This is a genomic window from Nocardioides sp. Iso805N (assembly GCF_000364605.1).
Taxonomy (GTDB): Bacteria; Actinomycetota; Actinomycetes; order Propionibacteriales; family Nocardioidaceae; genus Nocardioides.
This window is the reverse complement of sequence record NZ_KB822578.1, coordinates 138,283-163,190: the sequence shown is the minus strand read 5'-3', so window position 1 is coordinate 163,190 and position 24,908 is coordinate 138,283. Positions and strand designations below refer to the sequence as shown.

Below are 24,908 nucleotides of genomic sequence, written 5' to 3'. Positions count from 1 at the left end.
TCATGACGCGCGCGGGGCCGCTGCGTCTGCGGCTCCACCGTGCGGGACGACCTGCTCGACCGGCGTCGGGCCAGGTACGACGGGAAGCCCGGCGGCCTCCCACCCCTTGATCCCACCCTCGATGTCGGCGGCCGGGATGCCGAGTGAGGCCAGCGATGCGGCGGCCAGCGAGGACGTGTAACCCTCCGTGCACATCACGATCCAGCGCTGCCCGGCGACGGCCTGCGGCAGCCGCGCGTCGGATGCCGGGTGCAGCCGCCACTCGAGGTGGTTGCGCTCCACGATGAACGCGCCCGGCACCTCGCCGTCGGCCTCACGCTGCCAGGCCGGCCGGATGTCGACGATCAGCGCGCCCTGCTCCACGGCCTCTGCAGCGGCTGCGGGCTGGAGCCTGGTGATGCCGCCACGAGCGGCCTGGAGCAGCTCGTCGACGGTGCGGTAGGTCGGCGTGGCGATCTCCGGGTCGTCGGTCCAGCTCGTCGCCAGCCGCTCGAGGGCGCCGTCGTTGACGTCGTAGAAGTTCATCAGGCTCAGCGGTGGCGAGTAGACGTGGACGCTGACAGCGACCTGCTCCTCGGTGTTCCGCACGTCGTGGATGTAGTGGTCGCCGAAGGTCACGGTGTCACCGATACCCCTTTCGAGGTCGCGTAGACGCCCCTTCTCGACCGGTCCAGACCAGACCGACTCCGTCAGCGCGCCCTCGACGACCGTGAAGGCACCGCAGGAACCGCCGTGGTCGTGCAGCTCGGTGCCCTGGGACTGCGTCCAGCTGATCAGCCAGACGTCGACGTCGTCGTCGCAGTGCAGCCGGACGTGCCAACGCTCGTCGGGGTCGGCGTGCACCTCGTGACGGCCCTCGAGGACCTCCTGGGCATAGCGCTGCGTGAGCGCTGCGAGCTCGGCCCGGGAGAGGGTCGGGCGCATGATCGAGACGGCGGACATGCCGCCTACTATAACTCTAGTTAATCAGTAGAGAAACTTTTCGTCGCTCTCCGCGCGTCTCGCCTACTTCAGCGCCTTGGTCACGCCGTCGCGGAAGCGGGCGTAGGCGGCCAGCTCGGCCTGCACCGGCTTGACCACGAGCTCGTCGGAGACCTCGGCGACGGCGGTGCGCAGTCGCTCGTCGGCCGTCGCCGCGCGCGTCTTCGCCGTACGGCCGACGAGGATGCGGCAGACCAGCGCGAGCACGATGCCGAGGACCACGGCCCCGATCAGGAGCGCCAGCGGCAGGGCGACACCGGCCACCTTGGAGGTGTCACCGAGACCACCGGAGACGGCGGCCGCGACGGTCCACACCGCTCCACCGACGGCGGCGATGATCAGCAGCCACTGCAGCACCCGGACCAGGCCGGCCCAGACCGGGATCTTGGAGGCACCGAGGTCGACGCGACCGAGGGCGGCGTCGATGCGGTCGTTGAGCTCGCCGATCCTGGAGACCGATGCGGTCCGGATCGACTCCTGCCAGGGTGTGCCGAGACCGGAGCCGGTCTCATCGGCCAAGGCGCGGACCTCGCTGTCGACCCGGGCACGCTGCACCGAGGTCGCCTCCGGCACGGAGGCGCGACCCTGGCCGGCGAGCACCTTGCCCTCGGCACCGAGATCGAGCTGGAGCCGCTTGAGCGGGTCCGGCTTGAGCGCGGAGAGCCAGGAGACCAGCGGCCACCCGGTCGCCCGACCGGCGCGCAGCCGGGTGGACCGCTCGACCGCGTCCACCACGGTGGGCACGCCCGCCGCCTCGGCGATGGCATCGTCGAGGGCGTCGATCCGGCTCTGGTCGAGCTTCTTGGGCGCGGCGTCACCGGATGCGTCGCGCATCCGGCCCGCCAGCGTCTTCACGTCGGCCTCGATCCGACCCTTGGTCGCCTTCTTGTCCGCCACCCGGCGCGCGATCTCGGCGCGCAGCTCGGGGACGCCCCAACCCAGCCGGGCCGAGACCGGGATGACCGGGACCTTCTGCAGGCCGTCGTTGTCGAGCAGACGGCGGACGTCGTCGATCATCGACTGGCGCCGCTCCTCGGGCACCTTGTCGATGTGGTTGAGCACGACGACCATGACCTCGTCATGGGTCTTCAGCGGCTCGAGGTAGCGGTCGTGGATCGCGGCGTCCGCATACTTCTGCGGGTCCAGCACCCAGACCAGCATGTCGGCCAGCCCCACCAGCCGGTCCACCTCGAGGTGGTGGGAGAGCTCGGTCGAGTCATGGTCGGGCAGGTCCAGCAGCACGACGCCGTCGAGCTCGTTGGACTCCCGCCGGGTGTCGAGCATCGAGTCGCGGGTGGTCTGGTGCCGGTCGGGGATGCCGAGCCACTCCAGCAGTTCGCGGGCGCCGTTCGAGCCCCACACGCACGCCGTCGCCCACGAGGTGGTGGGGCGACGTACGCCGACGGCGGAGAGCTCCAGGCCGGTCAGCGCGTTGAACGTCGAGGACTTGCCCGACCCGGTCGCTCCGGCGATGCCGACGACGGTGTGCTCGGAGGAGAGCTTCATCCGGCTGCCGGCACGCTCCGCGATGGCCCGGGCCTCGCCGACCATCTCCTCGTCGAGCCGACCCTGTGCGGCGTCGGCGGCCTCGGCGAGCCCGCCGAGTCGGTCACCGATGTCGGAGCCCAAGGCCTGCAGGTGCTGGGCTCCCTCGAGCGACGACGACATGCTTCCCCTTCAGCGGTACGTGCGGATGCGGCCCAGCCTAGTGGCCGGACTCCTCAATCGGTCAGCGAGCGTCATCGCGTGGGACCTGAGCGGCCCCGAGCGACCCCGAGCGACCCCGAGCGCTCAGTCCAACGTGCGCTGCATCGCGTAGCGCACATCATCCACACCGCGAGCCGCCTGGCGCAGCCGGTCCGGTGCAGCCACGTCGACAGCGAGTACGTCGAGCACGCCGGTGTAGCGCGACTCCTCCTCGGCGAGCAGTGCCTCGACCCGCTGCTCCAGGGCCGCGCGGGCCCGGGCGGCGAGGTCGCGCACGGCCTGGTCGCCGAAGACGGCCTCGAGCAGCTTCTGCCCGACCGCGGCCGAACCTCCGGCGCTGCCGACCTCCGCACCGGTGAGGCCGACCGTGTCGGCGAAGACCACCACCATCAGCGAGACACCGAGGCCGTTGACGCCGTACGCGAGGAAGCGGGCGGTGGACTTCTTCTCCTCGCCCTCCGTGCGCACCATCTCCAGGACGTCCTGCTGCCAGTCGCGGACCGCCCGCTCGGCCTTGCTGCGCAGTGCGCGGCTGGCTCGACCGAGGTCGCCCGGCGCGTCGGCGAGCAGGCCACGACCGGCCTCGGTCTGCTGCCACGCGGCCTCGGCACGCTCGGCGGCCGCCTCCGCGTGCTCGAGGATGAGCAGCTCGAGGCCCGACTCCACAGCGACGCTGACCCGCTCGGCCTGCTGCGGCTTGCCCTTGACCGCGTTGACCATCCGGTCGCGCAGCTTGCCGACCCTGTTATCCAGCGACTTGAGCAGCTCGCCGGTACCGACGAACTCCTGCCAGCGCGCCAGCACCTCGCCGCGCAGCAGGGTGCCGTCGGCAGTGGCCGCGACGATGGCGCTGCGCGCGTTCGCGTACGCCGCCTCCGCGTCGCTGCGCAGACGGACCAGCGCGTCGGCCTGGGCCGCGGCGGCATCGGCGATCGGGTGCACGTTGAAGGTGAGCGCGCGGACGGCACCGTCGAGGGTCTGGGTGACCACCGCGTGCCGGGCGGCCGCATCGTCGGCGAGCATGTCGAGCCAGCCGCGGACCTCGGCGACGTGCTGCGCGGGCAGCAGGCCCTCACTGGTGACCTGGCCCTCGTGCACGATGAACAGCGGCGAGTCCTTCAGGCCCCTGGCCGCGAGCATCCGGGCCAGGTGGGTGGCGACGGTCTGCACCGCGTCGTGCGGCGTACGGTCCAGGACCACGGCGACGGCCGTGGAGCGCTCGGCCGCGGCCTTGAGGAACTCCCACGGCACCTGGTCGGCATAGCGCGCAGCGGAGGTGACGAAGATCCACAGGTCGGCGGCTGCCAGCAGCTGAGCGGCGAGCAGACGGTTCTGCTCCTCGACCGAGTCCACGTCGGGCGCATCGAGGATCGCCAACCCCGCCGGGACGTCGTCGGAGGCGACCAGCTGCAGCGCCTTCGGGTCGTCCGTGGCGTGCTCGACCCGCTTGAGCTCCGGCAGCAGCCGGTCCTGGCCGAACCAGTGTGCATCGGCCGGGTTGTGCACCAGGACGGGCGACCGCGTGGTCGGGCGCAGCAGGCCGGGCGCGGTGACGCGCCTGCCGACCAGGGAGTTGACCAGCGTCGACTTGCCGGCGCCGGTGGAGCCGCCGACGACCGCGAGCAGCGGCGCGTCGATGGTCATCATCCGCGGGATGACGTAGTCCTCGAGCTGGTCCACGAGCGCAGAGTGGGACCGGCGCTGCTCGTTCACGCCGGCCAGGTCGAGGGGTAGCGCGATGTCCTGCAGCGCCTGGTGGAGACGGACCAGGGCCGTCACCATCCGGGTGCTGTCGAATTCCCCAGCGGCTGTCATCTCGTGGGTACCACCTGTCCAGGGAAGGCGATCCGGGGCCGGACCGCACCGATTCTCGCGACGTACTCCGCCCCGCGGGCGGCGAAGTTGGGTGGCGGGGTGCCACGCAGGAATCGTGAGTGCAGGAATCCGAGCTCGATCGCTGCCTGCTGATACTCCCGCATCGCGTGCTCACCCGCGGGACCGCCCCACCTGCGAGCGTAGGCACGAGCACTGCGCCTGGCTCCTAGATCGACCACCCAGCCGATGTCCGTGGCAGGAAGCAGGCCTCGGCGGGCGGCATCGTCGAGCGCCACGGCCAGCATCCGTCGCTCGGAGCGCCGTGCCCAGACGGCCACGCCCGCGAGGCCGCCCACGGCGGGCAGCATCAGGACGAGGTAGACCACCACGACACTGCCGAAGCCGAAGATCGTCGAGGCGTTCCAGATGCCGTGGGTGAGCACGGCCACGCAGTACCCGCCCAGCGGGGCCAGCCATCGCACCGATCGGGAGCGGGAGCCGACCGCGATGCCGACGCCGATGCCCGTGAAGGCGGTGAACAGCGGATGGGCGAACGGGCTCAGCAGGCACCGTACGACGAACGTCCCGGCCAGCCCACGCACTCCCCCGGGCCCGACGCCGCTGGTGCCGTTGTAGGCCGCCGCGAGGTAGAGGATGTTCTCGATGAAGGCGAAGCCAATGCCGACCATGCCCGCGTAGACGATGCCGTCGAGAACGCCGTCGAGCTCGTCGCGGCGCCACCACAACAGCATCACCAGGAAGAAGCCCTTGCAGGCCTCCTCGACCACCGGCGCGACGATCGCGATCGAGGCGTTGTCGCGCAGGCCGGTGACCACACCGCCGACACCTTCGAGCACGATCGCGGCGAAACACGCGACGAACGCGCCCCAGGTCAGTGCCAGTGCGAGCAGCACCCGAGGCTCCGGCTCGTAGCGATCGAGCCACAGGAAGAACAGCACGAGCGGCACCACCGGCACGCTCGCCAGGACGACGGCGAGCACGGTGTGCGTCGGCGCGCCGGACGCTGCGACGAGGATGAGCACAGGGACCGCTGCCAGCGCGACGAGCACGCTGACGACGATCGTGAACGCGCGGTTGCGCGGCGGTGTCACCCCCATGGGGCGAAGCCTATCGGTGCAGGTCGGCGACGGGGCGGCTCGCGTAGCATTCCGAGCATGAGCGACCAGACGGTGACCCCCGAGGCGACCCCTCACCCCACCGACCTGCCGACTGAGAACCAGGACGGCACCCAGGACGGCACCAGGCCCCACGACGACAAGGTGCCCGAGGCGTGGCGCTCCTTCATGATGCAGGGCTGGGGCGAGCGCGCGCTCGACCTGCCGGCGCATCCGGTGGCCACGCACGCGGCCGCTCGTCGCGCCCGGCTGGCGGAGGCGTTCGCGGGCGAGCGGCTGGTGATCCCCTCGGGCCGCTACAAGGTCCGCGCGAACGACACCGACTACCGCTTCCGCCCCGAGACCGCCCACGCCTACTTCACCGGCAACCAGACCTCGGATGCAGTGCTGGTCATCGAGCCCGACGGCTCGGCCGCTCTCTACGCGCGCCCCAGCGCCGGCAGCGACTCCGAGGAGTTCTTCCGCAACGCCACCTACGGCGAGCTCTGGGTCGGCCGCAGGCCCTCCCTCGGCGAGCTCTCGGAGTCGCTCGGCATCGAGGTACGCCACGTGGACGGCCTCGAGGACGCCCTGAAGGGGTCGACCAAGACGCGCGTGCTCCGCGGAGCGTCGGCGTACGTCGACGGCCTGGTCGCGCCCGACGCGAGCCTCGACGCCGACCTGGCCCGGGTGGCCAGCGAGCTTCGACTGAAGAAGGACGCCTGGGAGGTCGAGCAGCTCCAGGAGGCGTGCGACATCACCGCGCTCGGCTTCGAGGACTCGGTCGCCGACTGGGCGAACGCGATCAAGTACGGCGAGCGTTGGATCGAGGGGACGTTCTTCCGCCGTGCCCGCGCGCACGGCAACGACCTGGGCTACGACTCGATCGTGGGCGGCGGACGGCACGCGACCACGCTGCACTGGGTCGACAACACCGGCCCGATCGTCCCCGGCGAGATGGTGCTGCTCGACATGGGCGTCGAGAACCGCAATCTCTACACCGCCGACATCACCCGGACGCTGCCGATCTCCGGCACCTATTCGCCGCTGCAGAAGGACCTCTACACGCTCGTCCTCAACGCCCAGCAGGCCGGCATCGACACTGTCCGCCCCGGCGCCGGGTTCCGCGACCCGCACAACGCCGCGATGACGGTGCTGGCGCACGGTCTCGACGACCTCGGTCTCCTGCCCGTCTCGGTGGACGAGGCGCTCAGCGAGGACAACCGCACCTACGCCCGCTGGACGTTGCACGGCACCTCGCACATGCTCGGCCTCGACGTGCACGACTGTGCCCAGGCCGGCCAGGCCGCCTACGGCAGGGAGAGCACGCTGGACGAGGGCTACGTCCTCACCGTCGAGCCCGGGCTCTACTTCCAGGACAACGACCTGCTCGTGCCCGAGGAGCTGCGCGGCATCGGCATCCGGATCGAGGACGACATCCTGGTCACCGCCGACGGCTATCGCAACCTGTCCTCGGCCCTCCCGCGGGCGGCCGCCGACGTCGAGGCGTGGATGGGCCGCCACCTCTGATTCAGAGGCTGTTCCAGGTGATCTTCGCGAGCCCGAACTGGGTCGCGATCACGTTCCACGCCTGAGCGGTCTGCTGCTTGGGCGCGTGCGAGGCCGAGCTCAGCCCTACGGCGGCGCGCTGCAGCGGCTTGCCGCCCTTGCACGTGTGGTGCCGCCCCTTGTGCCGGGCTTGTCCCCACGCGACAAAGGCGCGGTCGGCGTCAGCGGCGGCGCGCAGCGCGTCGCTGAAGCTGGCGACGGCCGCGCCGCCGCCCGGCAGCAGCCCTACCTGGAGGTCCGCGACCTGCTCGAACAGCCGGTCGCGGGAGGCGGCCGCGTCCTCGAAGGTCTGGACCGCCTGCGGGAGGTGGCGGCACGTCTCCAGCTCGGAGGCGGCGACGGCGATCTTCTCCTTGTCGGCGGCGGATCGGCCGAGCAGGATGTGCAGCGCCTTCGCCTGGGCGAGCGCCTGCGGGTCCGCCGTGGACGCGCTCGGCGAGGGCTGCCCGGTCTCGCTCGCGCCGGTGGACGCGCGGCTCCCCGGGGCGGTCGCGGCGGGTGTGTCGTCGCCTCCGTCGGCGATCGTGCCGAGGCCGTAGGACACCGCCGCGACCAGGACGGCCGCGGCTGCGACCCATCCCCAGAAGCGCGGGCGGGAGCGGCGCTTGCGCGGCCTGGTGGGCGCAACTGCTCGGCGTACGGCCGTGGCATCGGCTGGCTCGGCCATCATCTGGTCCAGGACCGACGGCCGTACGGCGGTGCTTTCGGGCGATGCGTCCGACTGGGCAGGAGCCTGGGCCTCCGCGGTCACCCGCGTGCCGCAACCGGTGCAGAAGAGGTCACCCGAGCCGACCCGGTGGCCGCAGGCGGTGCAGAAGTGCTGGTCCACGAGCCGAAACCCTAAGCCGTGTCCCCTCCGTCCGCGCGGTCGCCGGCCAGAATCAGATGTCGATGTCGATGTCGATATCCAGGCCGTTCTTGGCCAGGGCCGCCAGCATGACGGCTCCGGGGACCGGCATGCCGAGGAGGTAGCCCTGGGCCTCGTCGATGCCCAGGCCCCGCGCCGTGCGGTACTGATCGACCGTCTCGATCCCCTCGGCGAGGCTGACGGTGCCGAGCGCGGCCAGCATCTCGACGAGGTGCTTGAGCACCAGCAGGGCACGCTCCCCGCTCTCGGCCATCAGGCTGCGGTCGAGCTTGACCATGTCCCAGTGCCGGCTGTTGAGGAACCCCAGCCGCGAGGAGCCGGCGCCGCAGTCGTCGATCGCGAGCGCCAGACCGCCGGAGGTGAGGGTGCTCGCACCGGACTCGTGGACGGGCAGCCAACGGTCGGCGCCGCGCTCGGTGATCTCGGCGATCACGCGCACGTCGTCGGGCCAGGCGATGTCGGAGATCCACTGCAGCAGCGGCTGGTCCGGACCGAGCTGGGCGGGCTCGAGGTTGAGGTGGATCGTCAGCGGCTCGGCGACGATGTCGCGCGCCAGCGCCATGGTGTGCCAGGCGTCCTCGACCACCCGGCGGGTGAGGGTGTCGATCAGGCCGTGCTCGCTGGCCGCCTCGACCAGGGCGATCGGCGAGATCGCACCGATCTCCGGGTGCTGCGCCCGCAGCAGGGCCTCCCAGCCGATGACCCGGTTGCGCCGTACGTCGATGATCGGCTGGTAAGCCGTCGCCACGCCGCCGTTCTCCAGCAGCCAGCAGATCGTGGCTCTACTGAGTGTCACCGGATCCCCCACAGGTGGCCGGGGCACGGCGACCATGGGCAGGCCGGCCGCCGTGAGTTCGGAATCCACCCCCGATCCTTCGGCCCTGGGGCCATTCACCTGAGGTCCATGGTCCAGAATGTTGCCGCCTGGCCCTCGTAGCTCAATGGATAGAGCATCCGGTTTCTACCCGGCTGGTTGCGGGTTCGACTCCTGCCGAGGGCGCTCGTCGGAATCCCTTCGCCGACGCGGAGCGGGCCGTGCTGCACGACGCGGCACGGCCCCCTCCGCGAGGGCTTCGGGAAGCACCGCGGAGGCCTGGACGAAGCCTCTCCGAAACATCGCGTTTACGCAGGTCAGCACCTATTTCCTGAAGGCCCGTCCGGAGCCGTATGATCCGTCGGTGACGACCCCCCGCCCCTCTGTGTTGAGCTACTTCTCCGACGACCCGACCCGGGTCTACCAGCTGCTGCAGTGGCTGCCGGTCCTGGAGCTGCTCGACGAGAGCCATCCGGTGGGAGTCGTGCTGCGAGATCCGGAGACGGCGACGGTCGTGCGCGAGCGCACGACGCTGCCCGTCTTCGTGGCCGAGGAGTTCAACGACCTGAGCGAGCTCTACGCCGAGCTCGACGCCAAGGTCGTGCTCTATTGCAACAACGGCGTGCGGAACTTCAACTCGCTGATCAACGCCCGGATGCTGCACGTGCACATCAACCACGGCGAGAGCGACAAGCAGTCGATGGTCAGCAACAACGCCAAGGCCTACGACCGCGTCTTCGTCGCCGGCGAGGCGGCGGTGCAGCGGCACCGCGGCGCGTTGATGGAGCTCGAGGAGTCCAAGCTGGTCCGGATCGGTCGGCCGCAGCTGGACCTGCGACCCGAGCCGATCCTGCCGCCCAGCGACCGGCAGACCGTCCTTTACGCGCCCACCTGGGAGGGCGACGCCGACTACAACTGCTACACCTCGGTCGACGTCTTCGGGCCGCAGATCGTCCGGGCGCTGCTCGCGGTGCCGGGTGTGCGGATCGTCTACAAGCCGCACCCCAAGGTCACCACCAGCGAGGTGCCTGCCGTCGCGGCCGGGCACCGCGCGATCCTCGACGTACTGGCCTGGGGAGCTGTGCGCGATCCCACCGCTGGCCATCTGGCGATCCCCGACGGCGACATCCTGGCGGTCTTCGCACACTGCGACGCCATGGTGACCGACGTGTCGTCGGTCGGTCTGGACTGGCTCTACCTGCGTACCGAGAAGCCGATCCTGATCACCGACAGGTGGGAGGACCGCGAGCTGCTGCGTACCGAGGCACCGGTGAGTCGGGTCGCCGACGTGGTCGATTCCAGCAACCTCGCCGACCTGACCGAGCTGGTGACCGCCCGCCTGGCGCACGACGAGCACCAGCTGGCCAGGACGGCGATGCGGCACCACTACTTCGACGACCTCGCGGTCGGCGACAGCACCCGCAGGTTCACGGCTGCTGTCACCGAGCTGGTCGAGCTGCGGGACCGGCTGCTCGGCGTGCCGGCTGCGGTGGCTGTCACGGCCTGAGCGTGCGGCTGCGGTTTTGACCCCTGGGGGTCAGAACCGCAGGTTGGGGGGCAAAGTTTTGACCCCCAACGTTCGGTTTTGACCCCTGGGGGTCAAAACCGAACGCCTCATCCCAGCGCTGCCAGCACCTCGTCCGCAGTCGCGGTCTCGGTGAACCTCGGCAGCACTCGGGTCAGCACGAAGGCGTGCACCTCCGGGTCGCGGTCGGCCACCGCATCGGTCACCACGACGACGTTGAGGCCGCGGGCATAGGCCTCGCGAGCGGTCTCCTCGACGCCTGAGCCGGTCGCGATCCCGGTCACGAAGACCTGGGTGACGCTGCGCTCGGCGAGCTCCTTCTCCAGCGAGGTCCCGTGGAACGCGCCACGGGTGTGCTTGGTGACCACCAGATCGGTGTCGCGCCGGCCGAGCTCGGGCACGAGCTCCAGCTGGTCGCCCGTCAGTCGCGTCGGCACCCCGCCGGGGTTGTGGTCGCTGCGCCCTCCCGGGGAGGCATCGACGTTGACCAGCACGACCAGGTGGCCGGCCGCACGGAACGCCTCGAGGAGGCGCGCCGAGTGGGCGACGACCTCGGCGGTCCCCGGTACGCCGATGGCCACGATCGACCGTTGCAGGTCGACCACCACCAGCGCGGGCTTCGGGTCGAGGATGCTCAACGGCATCAGGCCAGCGCCTCGACGACCTCGGCGGTCGAGGCGACCTGGCTCAGTCGCGGGAGGACCAGCGAGATCGCGGCCTCGTGCGGCTCGGGCGCGAGGTCGCCCATCGCGTCCGGCACCGTGACCACGTGGTAGCCGAGCGTGTGTGCCTCGCGCGCGGTCGACTCCACCCCGATCGAGGTCGCGACACCGGTGACGAACACCTGGGTCACGCCCGCGGACTGGAGCTGCTGGTGCAGGTCGGTGCTGCCGAACGCGCCCCAGGTGGTCTTGGTGACCAGGATGTCGCTTTCGGTGACGCCCAGCTCGGAGATCAGCACGGTGGCCTCCTCCGGGATGGCCCCGGCGCCGCCGGCCGGGTTCAGCTCGGTGCGGCCGGGCGCGCCGCCGGCGACGTTGACCAGCACCACGGTGTGGCCCTGCGCCCGGAAGGCGTCGAGGAGCGTGACGTTGTTCGCGATGACCGACGCGTCGGCGTGCGGCGCGATGCCCGCCTGGAGGTCGACGACGATCAGGGCCGGCGTGGGGTCGACGGTGGTGAGCGGCATGGGGGTTTCCCTTCGAGTGGCTGGATAGGACAGGCAGGTGGGACCTCGACCGGGTCGAGGGCCTTGATCAGTCGGGCAGGTTCACGGTGCGGCCACCACGCAGCAGCGAGGCGAACGCCGAGACCAGGCCGAGCACGGCGCCGGTCACGAAGACGATCTCCAGACCGGTGTGGAACGGCCCCGCGATCAGTTGTGGGAAGAAGGTGTGGCCGGTCAGTTGGGCACGCTGGGCGGCGGTGAGATGGTCGAGCGCCCCCGTGGGCTCGAGCAGGTGCTGGATCGGGTTCACCCCGAGCAGGGTCGCGAACAGCGAGGAGACCGGCGGCAGCGAGCCGACCTGCTGGGCGACGTCGGAGGAGACCCCGTGGGCGACCAGCCCGGTGGACAACGTGTGCGGGAGCTTGGCGGCCAGGCCGGCGGTGAGCAGCGACATGAACACGCCGATGGACAGCGCCGTACCGGTGTTCTGGAAGGTGGCGCGCATGCCCGACGCGACCCCACGGTACGAGGCCGGGACCGAGCTCATGATCGAGGAGGTGTTGGGCGCGGTGAACATGCCGTTGGCGATGCCGTTGAGGAAGATCAGGGTGCCGAAGAGCCAGTACGGGAAGTCGATCGGCAGCGCGGCCAGTCCCAGGAACGTCGCCGAGAACAGCACCATCCCGCTCGTTGCGATGCCGCGCGAGCCGAGCCGGTCCGACAGGGTGCCGGCGATCGGGCCGGCCACCAGGAAGCCGATCGAGAGCGGCACCATGAAGATGCCCGCCCACAGCGGCGTCCTGTCGAAGTCGTAGCCGTGCAACGGCAGCCACACGCCCTGCAGCCAGATGATCAGCACGAACTGCATGCCGCCGCGCGCGATGGAGGCGGTGAGACCGGCGATGTTGCCGGCGGTGAAGGCGCGGATCTTGAACAGGCCGAGGCGGAACATCGGCTCGGGGACGTTCTGCTCGATGACCACGAACGCGACCAGCAGCGCCACTCCCCCGATCAGCTCGGCCAGCACGACCGGGTTCGTCCAGCCCATGGTGTGGTTCCCGTAGGGGTGCAGCGCCTGGGTGATGCCGATCAGGATCGCCGAGAGGCCGCCGGCGAAGGTGAGGTTGCCCCACCAGTCGAAGCGCGGCCGGTGCGTACGGCGTACGGCCGTCTCGTGGAGCATGGTGTAGGCCCAGATGGTGCCGTAGATGCCGACCGGGACGTTGACCCAGAACACGGCGCGCCAGTCCCAGACGGCGAGCAGGCCGCCGAGCGTCAGGCCGATGAACTGCCCGGCAAGGCCGGCGACCTGGTTGACCCCGAGCGCGAAACCGCGTCGCTCTGCCGGGAACGCGTCGGTGAGGATCGCCGCGGAGTTGGCCATCAGCATCGAGCCGCCGAGGGCCTGCAGCACCCGCCATGCGATCAGCCAGATCGCCGCGCGGCCGCCGTCGAACGGGTCGAAGGAGAGCAGCACCGAGGCGATGGTGAAGACCAGGAATCCGGAGTTGTAGATCTTGACCCGGCCGAACATGTCACCGAGACGACCCACCGTCACCACCAGTACTGCCTGCACCAGGCGATAACCCATGATCATCCACAGCAGATAGCTGAAGTTGTGCGGGTCGAGCGGGTCGATGTGGATCCCGCCGAAGATCGCCGGCAACGCGATCAACACGATCGAGCCGTCCAGAGCGCTCATGAAGACCGCGGCGGTGGTGTTGGCCAGCGCGATCCAGTGGTAGTTCTGCGAGCGGCTCCGCTCCTGCACGGTGGTCACAGCGCGACGCTCACAGGTGGGCTGCCAGCCGCTCGAGGGCAGGTACGGCGGCCCGTAGCGTGGCGATCTCGTCGGCATCGAGCTGGGTCAACGCGGCGGCGAGCTGCTCGGTCCGGACGGCGCGCTTGGCCGCGATCATCTGCTTGCCGTGGTCGGTGATCGCCAGCAGGATGCGGCGGCCGTCGGCGGGGTCGCCCGTCCGGCCGATCAGGCCTCGCCGCTCCAGGCCACCGAGCGTGGCGCTCATCGCCTGCGGACTGATCTGCTCGGCCTTCGCCAGGTCGGCGTTGGTCGCCGGCCCGAACCGGTCGAGTCGCACGAGTGCCGACAGCTCGGGCACCGTCGGCATGCCGTCAACGCCCTCGACGGGGCGCTGCCGGAGTCGGCGGCGAAGCAGGCTGACGCTCATCGCGAGGCCGGAGGCGATCTCCTCCAGGGCAGCATGATCAGTCACGGTTGATCAGTCTAGCCTGATCAATCTGCCCGGACGAGATGGGTGGGTAACACGTCATCCGTTACTCCTGCCCGAGCACCTCCCGCCGCCCGTCGGCCCACACCACCACCGCCGTACGGCGTCGCCCGGCCAGCCAGGAGACCGCGTCCTCGTCGAGCGCGAGAGCTGCGGTGGCGTCCAGGTCGGCGTGGACCAGATCGTCGGCGACGACGGTCACCGACGCCACGGCGGAGGGCACCCGCCCGGTCCGGGCATCGGTGATGTGGGCGCCGCGGTGGGCCAGGCCCGACGTTGCCACGGCGCCGTTGTGCACGGGCACGATCGCCACCACCTGGGTGGGGTCGTGCGGGTCCTCGATGCCGATCCGCCACGGCGCCGATCCGGGTGCGGCGGCACAGACCATGTCACCACCTGCGGAGAGGCAGAAGCCGGTCTCCTCCAGGTGCCGCAGCGGCCGCACCGCCCGCGCGACGGCCCAGCCCTTGACCACGCCGCTCGGATCGAGGTGCAGCTCACCGTCCTCCCCCCGACGCCGTACGTCGAAGGCCCCGCCCGACTCCTGCCGCCACCGCTCCCCCAGCGCCAGCACCTCGAGCACCTCCGGCGGGCAGGCGACCAAGGTGATCTCGCCGCGATCGAGCCGCGAGACGTGCGAGTCGGCACGGTAGGTGGAGAACACCCGGTCGACGTCGCGCAGTGTCGCCATCGCCTCGGCCCACGCATCCTGGGCCCTGGCGTCGTCCGCGTGTCGGCCGCGCAGGGCGAGGCTGACCGGCATCCCCATCACGTGGTCGACGTACCGCATCACGGGCGTGGTTCGCGTGCTGTCGACGGAGGTGCTCACAGGCCGGCCTTGTCGAGTGCGCTCTGCAGTGACTGGAGGTAGCCGTCGCTGGTGACGGTGGCGCCACTGACCATGTCGATGTCGGCGCTCTGCGCGGCGATCGTCTCCTTGACGAGCTGCGGGAGCGCGTAGGAGTTGATCTCCGCATCGCGGCCGTTGCCGTTGGGGTAGGTCGGCACCGCCACGTCGGTGATCTTGCCGTCGGCGATGCTCAGCTGCACCTGGACCGGTCCCCACTGCGTCTGAGCCTCGTCCCCGGTGACGGTGGTCGTGGCGGACGAGCCACTGGAGCCGCTCGAGCTTCCCGAGTCCTCCGTCGTCGCGTCGCTGGTCGCGCCCGGCGTCACCGAGGCGATCGCGCTCAGCGGCGCCGAGGCCGCCGGCCCCGAGGTGGAGGTGTGGTAACCGAAGAGCAGCACCAGCACCGTGACCGTCGAGAGGAACCAGAAGACGATCCGGTTCACGCCCCTCACCATCCGAACGCCTCCTCGTGCCATTGCTCCCGGGGGAGGCCGGCCTGCTCGGCCGCCTTCCGTACCGCGGCCGTCCAGGCGGGCGGGCCGCATACGTAGACATCGCGCTGCACCAGGTCGGGGATCCAGCCGAGCAGGACCTGCGTGTCGGTGTAGCCGTCATAGCCCTCGCCCACCCAGGACCCCAGGCTGCGTCGAGGTCCCGGCATCGCGACCACGTTCAGCCCGCGTCGTTCGCGTAGGCCACCGAGCTCGCCGGAGAACAGCGGGTGGCTGCGATAGCGCTGCAGCAGCACGGCCTCCCCCTGGGCATATCCGAGCCCTTCGGCCAGCGCCCGCAGCGGCGCGAGACCCACGCCGGCCCCGATCATGGCGACCTTGCGTTGGGTCCGCGCCCTCGGCGTCATCCGGCCGAACGGGCCCTCGACAAGCACCCTCTGCCCCGGTCGCAGCGCCGCCACCGACGCACTGCCGTCGCCGTCGTTCTGCACGGTGATCCGCAGCGTCTGTCCGTCGGGCGCCGCCGAGAGCGAGAACGGATTGGCCCGGGTCCAACCCTCCCGGTCGAGGAAGCGCCAGGTGAAGTACTGCCCCGGCTCGGCGCGCAGCCGGTCCAGCCGGCGGCCGATCAGGTGGACCGAGACGACCCCCGGGCCCTCGGGGAAGATGGCCGCCACCCGCAGCCCGTGCCGGTAGTTGCGCACCAGCGGCGCGAGCACCCGGAAGACGAGCACCGTCGCGGCCACGGCGGCCCACGCCGCCCACCAGAAGTACGTCGCCCGCGGGCTCGCGAGGAACTCCTGCCCGGTCCACAGCTGGTGCGGCAGCGCCAGCCCGGCGCCGAGGTAGCCGTAGAGGTGCAACAGGTGCCAAGACTCGTAGCGCAGCCGGCGTCGGGCCGCGCGCAGCGAGGTGACCACCACCAGGATCAGCAGCAGCGTGCCGGCGACCGCGAGCAGCATGCCGGGGTAGTCCCAGGTCAGGTTCCACAACGTGGCGGGGGTCGAGGACAGCCTGCCGGCGGCGTACGCCCACGTGATGAGGACGACGTGGACCACGATCAGGTCGAAGGAGGTGAACCCGACGATCCGGTGGATCCGCACCAGCCGGTCCTGGCCGTAGGCGCGCTCGAGCAGCGGCACCCGCGCTATCAGCAGCACCTGCGCCAGCAGCAGGGCCGAGCCGACCAGGCCGCTGAGTCGACCGAGTGACATCAGGGCGTCGGTCAGCGAGGAGCCGAGGTCTTGGAAGCCGCCGCCCGCCGCCCACCAGTAGGCCACGAGCAGCACGCCCAGCCACAGCACCGCTATCAGCGCCGTGCGGACCACCGCGTCCCGGCGCGCGAGCCTGCCGAACGTCGAGGAGACGTTCGGCGCCGGGGCCGACGGGATCACTGCTGCCATGCGACGAGCATGCGCGCCGAACCTGACGTCCTCCTGGGGACTTTCTTGAGGAACTGGTGAGAGCGCCTAGCCGAGGTAGGAGTCGATCTCCGCGAGCACCTGCTGCTGCACGTCGGCCGGCGCGAACGAGGCCCGTACGCCGCCGCGCGCCAGCTCTGCCAGCCCGGCCTCATCCAGGTCGAGCAGCTCGGCGGCGATCTCGTACTCGCGGTTCAGTGTGGTGCCGAACATCGGCGGGTCGTCGGAGTTGATCGTGACCGTCACGCCGGCCTCCACGAACGTCTTCAACGGGTGCTCGGCCAAGGTGGCGACGGCTCGGGTAGCGATGTTGGACGACGGGCAGACCTCCAGCGGGATGCCGGTCGTGGCCAGGTGCTCCAGCAGCGCCGGGTCGGCCGCGGCAGAGGTGCCGTGACCGATCCGCTCGGCGTGGAGCAGGTTCAGCGCGTCCCAGATCGTCTGCGGACCGGTGGTCTCGCCGGCGTGCGGGACGCAGTGCAGGCCGGCTGCGCGGGCCCGGTCGAAGTGCGGCGCGAACTGCGGCCTGGGTACGCCGATCTCCGGGCCGCCGAGCCCGAAGCCGATCAGCGCGTCGGTCCGGTGGTCGAGGGCGTAGGAGAGCGTCGCGTCGGCGGCAGGGATGCCGAGCTCGCCGGGGATGTCGTAGATCCAGCGCAGCACCAGGCCGAAGTCACGCATCGCTGCCACCCGGGCGTCCTCGATCGCCTCGGTGTAGGCCTCGATCGGGACGCCGGCCAGCACCGAGGTGTACGGCGTGCACGTCAGCTCGGCGTACCGCAGGTTCTGGCCCTGCGCCATCTCGCGGCCGATCTCGTAGGTGAGGTAGCGGATGTCCTCCGGCGTACGGATGAGGTCGACCACCGCGAGGTAGACCTCGATGAAGTGGGCGAAGTCGCGGAAGGTGAAGAATCCGCGCAGCTCGTCGAGATCGCTCGGCACGCCTGCCGCAGGGTGGCGGGCGGCCAGCTCGGCGACGATCCGCGGCGAGGCCGACCCGACGTGGTGGACGTGCAGCTCCGCCTTGGGGAGCCCGGCGATGAAGTCCTTCATGCGATCACCTGGAAGTAGAGGACGTAGACGACGGTCGGGATGACCGGCGCGGTGAGCAGCCAGGGCGTCAGCACCGGCAGCCGATTGATCGCGCGCACCAGCACGATCCCGAAGGCACCGAGCAGCACCGACATCACGAAGAGTCCGGGCCGGGAGCCACCGGCGCCGTTGGTCTGGGTGCCGAGCACCGCCACCGCGAGCGAGTGCAGCATCAGCACCGCGCAGGCGAGGATCGAGAGGACGTACTTCTTGACCCGCTCGATGTGCACGGGCGTGAGCCTAAACGCTCACCCGCAGGGTCGCGACGGGGTCAGGAGACGGCCTTGATCAGGTTGGCCGCGAGCTCGGGCACGGTGTTGCCGTCCTGGAACTGCTTGCCGTCGAGCAGGATCGTCGGCGTGCCCTCGACGCCGGCCGCCTGGGCCGCCTTGGTGGCGCCGTCGGTCCAGGCCTTCTGCGAGGTGGTGTCCTCGATGCCCGCCCGCACCGCACTCTCGTCGGCACCAGCCTTGACGGCGAGGTCGACCAGGGAGCTCACCGGCGGGAACGGGCCCGACTCGTCGGGCTGGTTCTCGTAGAGCAGGTCGTGGAACTTCTTGGCGACGTCGGGGCCGGACTTCGCCAGCACCACGGCGAACGCGTTGAGCGCCTGTCCGGAGTATTGGGGCGAGAGCAGCCGGAACGGCCGGTACTGCACGTAGACCTTGCCGTCGGCGGCCAGTTGCGCCAGCTTGTCGCGGGACGCGAGCTCGAGCTGGTCGCAGAAGGGACAGAGGAAGTCCTCGTAGATGACGATCTTGTGCGGGGCGTTCGGGTCGCCGACGCTGAGGCTGTAGGTCGAGGCGTCGCTGCTGTTCGCGGCGTCGGTGTCGACCTTGTCGTTGCCACCGGCGTTCAGCCCGATCACGACGCAGATCGCGACGATCGCGGCGAGCGCCAGGACCAGCGCGCTCACCTTCACGATGGTGGCGCGGCGCTCCGTGCGACGGGCCTCCTCGGCGAGCTTGGCAGCGGCAGTGGCGCGTTCGTCGCGCTTGGACATGTCAGGCCTCATTCGTACGTCGGAAGAGCGGTGCGTCGACCGAGATCCTGCCACGCAGCGCCCAGCCGCGAGCAGGGTGGACGACCTCCGACCGGTCGTGTTGCCAAGCCGCCCCTCAAGCCGGCTCTCAACCTGCTCTCATCGAGGCGATCTAGCATGCGGAGCATGAGTGGCAAGGCGAATGACCAACCACAGGGCGCGACGCCGCCTTCTGACGGGACCCCGAGCAAGAACGCGGCGAAGGCGGCGCGCCGCGAGGCGATGCGCGCCCAGATGCTGCGCGACCAGGCCAAGTCCCGCCGTACGGCGCGCCTCAAGCTGGCCGGTGTGGTCGCGATCGTGGTGGTCATCGTCGCCGCTGTCGGGACGGGCATCGGGCTGAGCATCAGCGGCAGCGGAGGTGGCGGGGGCGGCGGGTCAGCCTCGACCTCCCTGGATCCGCAGGCGGAGAAGGCCATCACCAACGTCTCCCCGAGCGTCATCGACGCGGTCGGTGCCGGTGGCAGCGACATCTCCAAGCCGGTGGCACTGACCGGAGCCACGCCGCTCACCAGCGATGGCAAGCCCCGGGTGCTCTACGTCGGGGCCGAGTACTGCCCCTACTGCGCCGCGCAGCGCTGGGCCGTGGTCAACGCGCTCTCCCGGTTCGGCACCTTCACCGGGCTGGGCCAGACGACGTCGTCCTCGACCGACACCGATCCCGACACCGCGACGTTGAGCTTCCACGGCTCGACGTACAAGAGCGACTATCTCTCCTTCACCGGCGTCGAGCAGACCGACCGGGACCGGCAGCCACTCGACACGCTCAGCCCCGAGGACCAGAAGATCCTGGACACCTATGACACCAAGCAGTACGTCGGCAGCGACGGCGGCATCCCGTTCATCGACTACGGCGGCAAGTTCGCCTCCTCGGGCGCGGCGTACGACCCCGCGACCCTGCAGGGACTGAGCCACCAGGACATCGCCAAGGATCTCTCCGACCCGAGCAGCACGGTGACGAAGTCGATCGTCGGTGCCGCGAACGCCATCACCTCCACGCTGTGCCAGCTCACCGATCAGAAGCCTGCGAACGTCTGCAGCGCGGCCGGCGTCAAGGCAGCCGCCTGACAGCCGGCTGCTGGTCGGCGAAGATGGAGTGAGGAACGTGCGGATCCGTCCGCCGATGAAGGAGTAGCAGCGCCGTGCAGAACCACGCCGACTCTCACGTCGACCCGCCGGTCGAGCCCGACGCCGACGCCGACGAGGAGACCTGGCGGGCCTACCTGCTCGCCACCGACGACTACGAGCGCCGGCACGCGGGCGAGGGCCGGGTGCTGCGATGGTGGCTGCTGGTCGCCGGTCTGGTCGGCCTGTACGCCGCCGCCAGCCTCGTGCTGGACAAGCTCTCCTACTTCGAGCAGCTCGCGGCCGGCCACAACCCGACGCTCTCGTGCAACCTCAACCCGATCGTCGGCTGCGGCCACGTCATCAACACGCCGCAGGCCTCGATCTTCTGGAACCTGCCCAATCCCGTCATCGGCGTGGCCGCCTGGCCCGTGGTCGCGGCGCTGGGCGTGCTGCTGATCTCAGACGTGAGGCTGCGGGCCTGGCACTGGATCGCGCTCGAGGTCGGGGTCGTGGGCGGCATCGTGATGGTCAGCTGGCTGCAGTTCCAGACGATCTTCCACATCAACGCGCTCTGCCCCTGGTGCATGGTGACGTGGGCGGTCATGATCCCGACCTTCTGGGCGGTCACCGCCCGGAACCTGCGCAGCTGGGCCTACGACAACGCGGTGGCCAAGCTCGTCTACGAGGTCACGCCGGTGTGGATCGTGCTGCACTTCCTGGTCCTGATCGGGATCATCTACGCCCACTTCGGCAGCCGACTCTGGGCCTGAGCGGGTCCGGACTAAGGTGCTCTTCGTGTCCACCTCTGACCGACTCGTCTGGATCGACTGCGAGATGACAGGCCTCTCCCTCGAGGCCGATGCCCTGATCGAGGTCGCCGCCCTGGTGACCGACTACGACCTCAACGTGCTCGGCGAGGGCGTCGACATCGTGATCAAGCCGCCGGCCGACGCGCTGGCGCAGATGGACGACTTCGTCCGCACGATGCACACCAACTCGGCGCTGCTGCCGGAGCTGGACGAGGGCGTGACGCTCGCGGAGGCCGAGGCGAAGGTGCTCGCCTACGTCCAGGAGCAGTGCGGTGCCGACGCGCGGCCGCCGCTGGCCGGCAACACCGTGGGCACCGACCGGTCGTTCCTGGCCCGCGACATGCCGACCCTCGAGGGTTGGCTGCACTACCGCAACGTGGACGTCTCCACGATCAAGGAGCTGTCCCGGCGCTGGTTCCCGCGCGCCTACTTCCAGGCTCCGGCCAAGCGCGGCAACCACCGCGCGCTGGCTGACATCCAGGAGTCGATCGAGGAGCTGCGCTACTACCGCGAGGCGGTCTTCCTCCCCCTCCCCGGCATCGACAGCGACGCCGCCAAGGCGATCGCCGAGCGGCACGGCGGCTCGATCACCGGCCTGAAGGCCGATACCGATTCCACAACCGGGAACTGATTCCCCTATAGTTCCGGTCGTGCCTGACGTCAGTCAGTGCGCGTGGTGGGCGTAGCTCAGCTGGTAGAGCATCGCGTTGTGGTCGCGAGGGTCGCGGGTTCAAGCCCCGTCGCTCACCCCAAGGAAACGGCCCCTGGCCTGCGGAGACGCGGGCCAGGGGCCGTTTCGTCGTACGGCGTAGGTTGACGTCGTGACCAGCGTCCACCGGCTGCTGCTCGGCACCTTCGTGCGTCCGGCCGCGGAGACCGGGAGCGGCGCGCCGCGGGTCGAGGCGGTCTATGGCTACCTGATTCGCCACCGCGACGGCCTGGTCCTTCTCGACACCGGCATCGGTCGCGGCGACGAGGAGACCGAGCACTGGTATCGACCCCGTCGGATCGAGCTGCCCGACGCACTCGCCGGCGCCGGGGTCGCGGTCAGCGACCTGGCCATCGTCGTCAACTGCCACCTGCACTTCGACCACTGCGGCGGCAACCCACTCCTCGGTGCCACCCCGATCCTGGCCCAGCGCACCGAGCTGACCACGGCACGGTCGGGCGACTACACCTTCACCGAGCTGCTCGACCACCCGGGCAGCAATTACCAGGCGCTCGACGGCGAGGCCGAGCCTCTGCCGGGCGTGCACGTGATCCCGACGCCCGGCCATGTCGAGGGCCACCAGTCGGTGGTCGTGGTCTCGCCCGACGGGACGGTGGTGCTCGCCGGTCAGTCACACGACACCGCCTCGGCCTGGAGTGCCGACGCGCTCGCCGCCCGCGCTCGGGCGCTGGGTCACGGCGAGCCGCTGCCGACGGCCCCGGTGTGGATGGAGCGACTGCTGGCCTTCGACCCGCGCCGGGTGGTCTTCGCTCATGACGCTGCCGTCTGGGAGGCCTGACTACAGTGCCCGGCATGGCCGCAGCCGTCACCTTCCACACCGTCGATCCCACGTCCACGGTCGCCGCGGCGGCGATGGCGGCGTACTTCGCCGAGCTCGACGACCGCTTCCCCGACGGCTTCGACGCGGGCGAACAGAGCACCAAGGACGCCGAGCTGCTCAGCGCGCCGACCGGTGCGTTCGTGGTGGTCCTCCCGGAGGGCCGGCCCGACGCACCGGCGGTCGCCTGCGGAGGCGTCCAGACGATCACCGCCGACATCCGGTACGCCGAGATCAAGCGGATGTGGGTCGACCTCGACTGGCGCGGCATCGGGCTCGGCACACGGCTGCTGCGACACCTGGAGTCGGTCGCCGCGGGGCTGGGGCACCACGTGGTGCGGTTGGACACCAACGACACCCTGGTCGAGGCGGTCCGGATGTATCGCCGCGCCGGCTACCGGGAGATCGAGCGCTACAACGACAACCCCTACGCTCGGCATTTCTTCGAGAAGCAGATCTTCCTGTCCGTCTAGTGGCCGGCTCCTAGACCTAGGACGGGGTCTGACAAAGCGTGAGCGTTCTGACTGGAACTCTGGTGTCGTGTCCCGTCCGTCGCTCTCGAAAGACCCCGTCCTCGACCGCAGCCGGCGACGCCATCGGGACGGAGCGATGTGACGGAGGTCGGGAACGGCCGTGCCATACGATCGCCGTGAGCGCGGAGCGCCAAGCCGAGACTCCGGCACTGGCGTGAGGGAGGGATCAGGATGTTCGGTTCGAAGAAGAAGCAGGAGCTCGACGGTCTGATGGCGCAGCTCAGGCCCGACCTGAGTCGAGAATCGCTCGGTGTCGGCCCCGACTTCCCCGGCGTCGCCCCGAACCCGCTCCTGAGCAGGGCTGCCATGAAGCGCAATGCGGAGTTGCGCACGGGGGCGCTCGCGCTCGGCGTCCTCGTCGACTGGCGGGAGGTCAACAGCAATCCGCGTGTGGTCCTGATGATCGACGTGGAGACCGCCGACGGCATCTCGTTCCGCGGTATCGCCGACGAAGACTTCACGATCACCGAGCTGACCCGACTCGCCCCAGGACAGACCTTCCCCGTGCGCTACCGGCCGAACGTCCTGGACCACTGCGTCGCCCTTGCCCGGGACGCGGACCCCGCCCAGGTGCAGCAGCTCTCCGACGAGATCGCGAACCGCAAGCGGACCTGACCCGAAGCCATCGGCCGGGAGCGGCTAGCGCCGCGTCACTAAGGTGGGGGCGTGCGCAGTCACTACGACGTGGTGGTGGTCGGCGGGGGCCACAACGGCCTGACCGCCGCCGCCTACCTCGCCCGTGCAGGCCTGCAGGTCCTGGTGCTCGAGCGGCTCGACCACGTCGGCGGCGCCGCTGTGTCCGCACAGGCGTTCCCCGGTCGCGCGACGCGGCTCTCGCGCTACAGCTACCTGGTCTCGCTGCTGCCCGACCGGATCCTCGCCGACCTCGGCCTGGACCTGCGGCTGGAGTCGCGCTCGATCGCGTCGTACACGCCGGTGAGCCGCGCCGGGCGCGCGAGTGGCCTGCTCGTCGAACGGCCGGAGGGACCGGCCACCGCGGCGTCGTTCCGGGCGCTGACCGGCGGCGAGGAGGAGTACGACGCCTGGCGTGCCTTCTACGCCGGCGTGGCAGCGGTCGCCGAGGTGGTCGCGCCGACCCTGACCGAGCCCCTGCCGACCGACCGCTCCCTGCGCGACCGCGTCCCCGCGGACATCTGGAACGACCTGGTCGAGCGCCCGATCGGCGAGGCCATCGAGCGCCGCTTCACCGATCCGACGGTCCGCGGCGTGGTCGCGACCGATGCGCTGATCGGCACGTTCGCCTCGCTGCACGACCCGTCGCTGGTGCAGAACCGCTGCTTCCTCTACCACCTGATCGGCAACGGCACCGGCGAGTGGCGGGTGCCCGTCGGCGGGATGGGGTCGGTGACCGACGCCCTCGCCCGTGCCGCGGTGGACGCCGGCGCCGAGCTCTTCACCGGGGCGGGAGTGCGGCAGATCCGAGCAGCGGACGGCGGCGCCGAGATCACCTGGGACGACCCCTACGGCGCCCACACCGTCGGCGCGTCGGTCGTGCTGGCCAACGTCGCCCCCTGGGTGCTGCGGATCCTGCTCGGCGAGCCCGAGGACCCAGCCACCAAGCCGGTCGGGGCGCAGCTGAAGGTCAACTTCCTGCTCGACCGACTCCCCCGGCTGCGATCGGAGGTGGACCCACGCGTCGCCTTCGCCGGCACCCTGCACCTGAGCGAGGACTATCCGGACCTGGATCGGGCGTACGCCGAGGCAGCCTCGGGATCGATGCCCTCGCGCCTGCCCGGCGAGGTCTACTGCCACACCCTGACCGACCCGTCGATCCTCGGGGCGGAAGCGCCGGAGGGCTCCCACACGCTCACCTACTTCGGCCTGCACACCCCCGCCTCGCTCTTCGACGCCGACCCGGCCGCGGCCAAGGCCCAGGCGGTCGCCCGGGCGATGGCCTCGCTCGACGAGCACCTGCTCGATCCGATCGCCTCGGTGGTCGCCCGCGACGGCGACGGGCGTCCCTGCATCGAGGCGAAGATCCCCCAGGACATCGAGGCAGAGGTCGCGATGCCGGGTGGCCATATCTTCCACGGTCACCTCGAATGGCCATGGGCGCCGTACCGGACGCGGTTGGAGACGCCGGCGCAACGCTGGGGCGTGCAGACCCACCTGGACAGCGTGCTGCTGTGCGGCTCGGGCGCCCGCCGCGGCGGCGCGGTCTCCGGGATCGGTGGTCACAACGCCGCCCAAGCGGTCCTGGACACGCGCTGATGCCTCGATTTCGCACGCCTTCGACGCGCTGGTAGTGTTCTCGTCGTTGCA

General features: G+C 70.6%; 25 protein-coding genes and 2 tRNA genes. 11 read left to right on the top strand and 16 right to left on the bottom strand.

All coding sequences use genetic code 11. From position 1 onward, the window contains the following. From H036_RS25910 to H036_RS0110580, 4 genes are all read right to left on the bottom strand, one after another. A complete protein-coding gene (locus tag H036_RS25910; RefSeq protein ID WP_017934762.1) occupies positions 1–942 on the bottom strand; it encodes a rhodanese-like domain-containing protein in 942 nt (313 codons plus the stop codon). A 63-nt stretch (positions 943–1,005) separates the two neighbouring features. Then, positions 1,006–2,649, bottom strand: a complete 1,644-nt coding sequence (locus H036_RS22515; RefSeq protein WP_017934761.1) for a YfjP family GTPase — start codon at positions 2,647–2,649, stop codon at positions 1,006–1,008. 123 nt (positions 2,650–2,772) lie between these two features. Further along, entirely contained in the window at positions 2,773–4,503 is a 1,731-nt protein-coding gene (locus H036_RS22510) for a dynamin family protein (protein WP_036488074.1), read from the bottom strand. After that, positions 4,500–5,621 (bottom strand): PrsW family intramembrane metalloprotease, encoded by a 1,122-nt coding sequence (locus tag H036_RS0110580; RefSeq protein WP_017934759.1) that lies wholly within the window; start codon positions 5,619–5,621, stop codon positions 4,500–4,502. Before H036_RS0110580 ends, H036_RS22510 begins: the two co-directional genes overlap by 4 nt. Before the next feature lie 57 nt (positions 5,622–5,678). On the opposite strand from H036_RS0110580, the gene H036_RS0110575 reads away from it, so the two are divergent. Next, positions 5,679–7,148 carry an aminopeptidase P family protein gene (locus H036_RS0110575; RefSeq protein WP_017934758.1) on the top strand — a complete coding sequence of 490 codons (1,470 nt, stop codon included), beginning with the start codon at positions 5,679–5,681 and terminating at the stop codon, positions 7,146–7,148. 1 nt (position 7,149) lies between these two features. Here H036_RS0110575 and H036_RS24390 read toward each other — a convergent pair whose 3' ends face one another. Next, entirely contained in the window at positions 7,150–8,016 is an 867-nt protein-coding gene (locus H036_RS24390) for a zinc ribbon domain-containing protein (RefSeq protein ID WP_051068659.1), read from the bottom strand. A 52-nt stretch (positions 8,017–8,068) separates the two neighbouring features. Further along, positions 8,069–8,920, bottom strand: coding sequence for an EAL domain-containing protein (locus tag H036_RS0110565; RefSeq protein ID WP_017934757.1), 852 nt, complete (start codon positions 8,918–8,920; stop codon positions 8,069–8,071). A gap of 62 nt (positions 8,921–8,982) precedes the next feature. On the opposite strand from H036_RS0110565, the gene H036_RS0110560 reads away from it, so the two are divergent. Further along, a tRNA-Arg gene (locus H036_RS0110560) sits at positions 8,983–9,055 on the top strand. Positions 9,056–9,233: 178 nt separating this feature from the next. Then, a complete protein-coding gene (locus tag H036_RS22500; protein WP_157417252.1) occupies positions 9,234–10,376 on the top strand; it encodes a CDP-glycerol glycerophosphotransferase family protein in 1,143 nt (380 codons plus the stop codon). Positions 10,377–10,483: 107 nt separating this feature from the next. Here H036_RS22500 and H036_RS0110550 read toward each other — a convergent pair whose 3' ends face one another. The 10 genes from H036_RS0110550 to H036_RS0110505 all read right to left on the bottom strand — a co-directional run bounded on the left by H036_RS0110550 (position 10,484) and on the right by H036_RS0110505 (position 18,629). Beyond that, entirely contained in the window at positions 10,484–11,038 is a 555-nt protein-coding gene (locus H036_RS0110550) for an isochorismatase family protein (protein ID WP_017934755.1), read from the bottom strand. Continuing rightward, positions 11,038–11,583: an isochorismatase family protein gene (locus H036_RS0110545; RefSeq protein ID WP_017934754.1), complete on the bottom strand. Its 546-nt coding sequence runs from the start codon at positions 11,581–11,583 to the stop codon at positions 11,038–11,040. Before H036_RS0110545 ends, H036_RS0110550 begins: the two co-directional genes overlap by 1 nt. A gap of 67 nt (positions 11,584–11,650) precedes the next feature. Then, complete coding sequence (locus tag H036_RS0110540) at positions 11,651–13,342, bottom strand: MFS transporter (protein ID WP_017934753.1); 1,692 nt, start codon at positions 13,340–13,342, stop codon at positions 11,651–11,653. Between the two features lie 10 nt (positions 13,343–13,352). Then, positions 13,353–13,796, bottom strand: a complete 444-nt coding sequence (locus H036_RS0110535; protein ID WP_017934752.1) for a MarR family winged helix-turn-helix transcriptional regulator — start codon at positions 13,794–13,796, stop codon at positions 13,353–13,355. 61 nt (positions 13,797–13,857) lie between these two features. Then, the gene (locus H036_RS0110530) at positions 13,858–14,640 is read right to left on the bottom strand and encodes an FAD:protein FMN transferase (RefSeq protein WP_017934751.1); all 783 of its coding nucleotides are present in this window, start codon (positions 14,638–14,640) and stop codon (positions 13,858–13,860) included. Further along, positions 14,637–15,116, bottom strand: coding sequence for an FMN-binding protein (locus H036_RS0110525; protein WP_017934750.1), 480 nt, complete (start codon positions 15,114–15,116; stop codon positions 14,637–14,639). The genes H036_RS0110530 and H036_RS0110525 overlap by 4 nt, the downstream gene beginning before the upstream one ends. Further along, the gene (locus H036_RS0110520; protein ID WP_017934749.1) at positions 15,110–16,516 is read right to left on the bottom strand and encodes a ferredoxin reductase family protein; all 1,407 of its coding nucleotides are present in this window, start codon (positions 16,514–16,516) and stop codon (positions 15,110–15,112) included. Before H036_RS0110520 ends, H036_RS0110525 begins: the two co-directional genes overlap by 7 nt. Positions 16,517–16,582: 66 nt before the next feature. Continuing rightward, entirely contained in the window at positions 16,583–17,587 is a 1,005-nt protein-coding gene (locus H036_RS0110515) for an adenosine deaminase (RefSeq protein ID WP_017934748.1), read from the bottom strand. Beyond that, the gene (locus tag H036_RS0110510; RefSeq protein WP_017934747.1) at positions 17,584–17,856 is read right to left on the bottom strand and encodes a hypothetical protein; all 273 of its coding nucleotides are present in this window, start codon (positions 17,854–17,856) and stop codon (positions 17,584–17,586) included. Before H036_RS0110510 ends, H036_RS0110515 begins: the two co-directional genes overlap by 4 nt. Before the next feature lie 41 nt (positions 17,857–17,897). After that, positions 17,898–18,629, bottom strand: a complete 732-nt coding sequence (locus tag H036_RS0110505) for a DsbA family protein (protein WP_017934746.1) — start codon at positions 18,627–18,629, stop codon at positions 17,898–17,900. 165 nt (positions 18,630–18,794) lie between these two features. On the opposite strand from H036_RS0110505, the gene H036_RS24385 reads away from it, so the two are divergent. The 8 genes from H036_RS24385 to H036_RS0110465 all read left to right on the top strand — a co-directional run bounded on the left by H036_RS24385 (position 18,795) and on the right by H036_RS0110465 (position 24,857). After that, on the top strand, positions 18,795–19,736 hold the full coding sequence (locus tag H036_RS24385) for a DUF929 family protein (RefSeq protein WP_051068658.1): 942 nt from the start codon (positions 18,795–18,797) through the stop codon (positions 19,734–19,736). 74 nt (positions 19,737–19,810) lie between these two features. Further along, positions 19,811–20,506: a vitamin K epoxide reductase family protein gene (locus H036_RS22490; protein ID WP_017934744.1), complete on the top strand. Its 696-nt coding sequence runs from the start codon at positions 19,811–19,813 to the stop codon at positions 20,504–20,506. Positions 20,507–20,531: 25 nt separating this feature from the next. Continuing rightward, the gene (gene orn / locus H036_RS0110490; protein WP_017934743.1) at positions 20,532–21,176 is read left to right on the top strand and encodes an oligoribonuclease; all 645 of its coding nucleotides are present in this window, start codon (positions 20,532–20,534) and stop codon (positions 21,174–21,176) included. Positions 21,177–21,221: 45 nt separating this feature from the next. Further along, positions 21,222–21,297: transfer RNA gene (locus H036_RS0110485), tRNA-His, on the top strand. A 69-nt stretch (positions 21,298–21,366) separates the two neighbouring features. Beyond that, the gene (locus tag H036_RS0110480; RefSeq protein ID WP_017934742.1) at positions 21,367–22,053 is read left to right on the top strand and encodes an N-acyl homoserine lactonase family protein; all 687 of its coding nucleotides are present in this window, start codon (positions 21,367–21,369) and stop codon (positions 22,051–22,053) included. A 14-nt stretch (positions 22,054–22,067) separates the two neighbouring features. Then, positions 22,068–22,565 (top strand): GNAT family N-acetyltransferase, encoded by a 498-nt coding sequence (locus tag H036_RS0110475; protein ID WP_017934741.1) that lies wholly within the window; start codon positions 22,068–22,070, stop codon positions 22,563–22,565. Positions 22,566–22,796: 231 nt separating this feature from the next. Next, on the top strand, positions 22,797–23,240 hold the full coding sequence (locus H036_RS0110470) for a hypothetical protein (protein WP_017934740.1): 444 nt from the start codon (positions 22,797–22,799) through the stop codon (positions 23,238–23,240). A gap of 51 nt (positions 23,241–23,291) precedes the next feature. Further along, on the top strand, positions 23,292–24,857 hold the full coding sequence (locus H036_RS0110465) for a phytoene desaturase family protein (protein ID WP_017934739.1): 1,566 nt from the start codon (positions 23,292–23,294) through the stop codon (positions 24,855–24,857). Positions 24,858–24,908: the final 51 nt, after the last annotated feature.